The sequence below is a fragment of the Ammoniphilus resinae genome (genome assembly GCF_017873965.1).
Classification (GTDB): domain Bacteria; phylum Bacillota; class Bacilli; order Aneurinibacillales; family RAOX-1; genus Ammoniphilus_A; species Ammoniphilus_A resinae.
In genome coordinates, this window is record NZ_JAGGKT010000050.1 from 1 (window position 1) to 2,388 (window position 2,388).

Below are 2,388 nucleotides of genomic sequence, written 5' to 3' on the forward strand. Positions count from 1 at the left end.
CCCTTATTTCCCGTATGTTGAAATTTAAGTATATAAAAAAATACCTGCAGATAAAACACTCTTTTTCAAGTGTCCTAACTACAGGTACCATATTACTAAGCACGTTTCTTTTTCTTTTATTATTTCCCTTTAGTTACAGGTACCAATCTATCCAAAGTCTGTAACATCTCTCTCGTTTGAAAGTTCGGATCGTGCAACCGAGCATATTGACGCTCCGCACCTTTTACTAATTGTTTCGCATCCACCTTAGTCTGATTAGAGTGGTTTTTAAGTTGTATTCGATATAATTGGGCAGGAGTCACGCGGGAATTCACAAAAGTCCGTAATATAGCTTTAAGAAAACTCATGCTCCCCACCTCCGTTTAATATTCTTTGCAAAGCTGCTCTTACACCTTCACTCGTACTTAACTTTCCATTAGCAATAATAAGAGCTATACAACGATAAGAACCATCCTCTTCTCCGTCAATTACCGTTCGTAGAGTATAATATTTCCTATTAGAATGGTTATCATTAACTCCATTGTAATCATTCTCAAATACATCGTCAATCATATCGGATGTAAAATCATCAGAATTTACTACTTCAGTAAAATCAAATAACTCCACATAGTGTGCTCCGATTAATCTAGTATAAGGATATAAACTCACATCCCACTCCACAATATATTGTTCAAAACGTTCATCATTCTCAGCTCTCCACTTCATCCAATCGTAAAGCATTTTATTAATGAAATCATCACCGATGGTAGGTGGAGGACCTTGCGGATTCTTCATCCATTCTATTATCTCTATCGGGATCTTCAACTTCTTGTTTTTTAATCTCGATAAATCAAATCCCTTCGTTTTGTGTCTCATCATTTCTTCAAAAGTAAACAAAATATGGTTATCACTGGTATGCCTTTCCACCTTGAATAGTTGGAATGCTAAAACCCCATCTACCGATGTACATATACTGTGGGCTCTATTATTAATCTCCACTAATTTGCGAGCTAATTTTTCACCATCTTGCTCTAAAAAGTGGAAGTCTCTTCTAAACTTCCAAAATGGCCTAAAAATGAGATATCCGAATATAAGGGGCAAAAATCCACTTACACCGTAAATGACAAATGCTTTAACGAGTTGCCAATCGTTTGACATCTGGTTAATAAAAGCCCCTGTAATCATACCTAAGATAACTAAAAGTCCAGCCATCGAAATGCTCAAAGAAGAACTTTTAGCGATGAATTGAGTGAATTTTTCATAGATGGTTTCTTCATTAATTCGTGGCATTCTTCTTCTTGCCATAACCATATCACTCCTAATTCTTGTATAGAAATATCCTAGAATGACATTTTCACTCTAGGATACCATAAACACTATTTTAAAAATAACTATAATTCTTTGCATTTTTGAATTATTTCTTCCTTGATAAACACTGGTCTTGATCCCGCATGCTGACTATTAAAGTTCACGTAATGCGTATAAATGGTCCCAGTATACAGAAGATTATTCATATAGGTACAAGCGATTTGAGCTGCCATTTGATTGGTCATACAACGCTGCGGATTATTGATAATCAGTGCACCGCATGATTCTCCTGGAAAGGCCGTAGCGGCATCCTCAAGAATATTACGGTAGACTCGTGTAACAGGCTCTAGTAAGACTTGCCCTTTCACTTTTACCCCGGCAACCACTTGACCACCGTATCCACTGGAATGGACAACTTCCCAATCTTCTGGAGTGTATTCGTGTTCAGGTTTGTTTAAAACCTCAATTCCTTCAACGCCAGCGTCGATCCAGATGAGATCTTTAACTTCCTCGTTAAAAAAATAGGAATCGAATAGCTGCCGGGAGCGATTGTTATCCACCATTCCAATTAAGATGTTAATCACCTGCGTATTTTTTCCCACTTCTTCAGGAGTAAACAAAGCCCTTAACATGTCCAAATCCTTTACATATTCAGTCACTCGTTTAATATCTAACTGATAATGCTCACCATACCTATCGGCCAGTGCAATAACTTTTTTCTCTCCAATATCAGTTTCGCCATCAAATAGCTGGTTACCAATATTTTTAGCTTCTACTCGATCCGCGTCCACTATAGTCAGGTCCACATGAAAACTAGCTCTACCTTTTTCCTTATCAAGGTAGGTCCGAATCATTTGGCATAGGCCTCGAAAGAAATGCGAACCATTGGCCCCGGTTCCCACCAATACGCACTTAAAGATCGTATAATTTTTATCCTTTTGCTTAATCAATAATGGATTTGCCATCTTACTCACTCCTATGAATTAAAATAAAAAAAGGGAGGAGAATAATATGGTACCTGTAGTTAGGACACTTGAAAAAGAGTGTTTTATCTGCAGGTATTTTTTTATATACTTAAATTTCAACATACGGGAAATAAGG

The 2,388-nt window shown here is 37.1% G+C and carries 3 protein-coding genes; all 3 read right to left on the reverse strand.

Annotated features, from left to right (window positions below):
- Positions 1–119: 119 nt before the first annotated feature.
- Positions 120–347 (reverse strand): hypothetical protein, encoded by a 228-nt coding sequence (locus tag J2Z37_RS25330; protein ID WP_209813086.1) that lies wholly within the window; start codon positions 345–347, stop codon positions 120–122.
- Positions 334–1,284, reverse strand: a complete 951-nt coding sequence (locus J2Z37_RS25335; protein ID WP_209813087.1) for a hypothetical protein — start codon at positions 1,282–1,284, stop codon at positions 334–336. The genes J2Z37_RS25330 and J2Z37_RS25335 overlap by 14 nt, the downstream gene beginning before the upstream one ends.
- 86 nt (positions 1,285–1,370) lie before the next feature.
- On the reverse strand, positions 1,371–2,252 hold the full coding sequence (locus J2Z37_RS25340; RefSeq protein WP_209813088.1) for a ThiF family adenylyltransferase: 882 nt from the start codon (positions 2,250–2,252) through the stop codon (positions 1,371–1,373).
- Between the last annotated feature and the right edge of the window lie 136 nt (positions 2,253–2,388).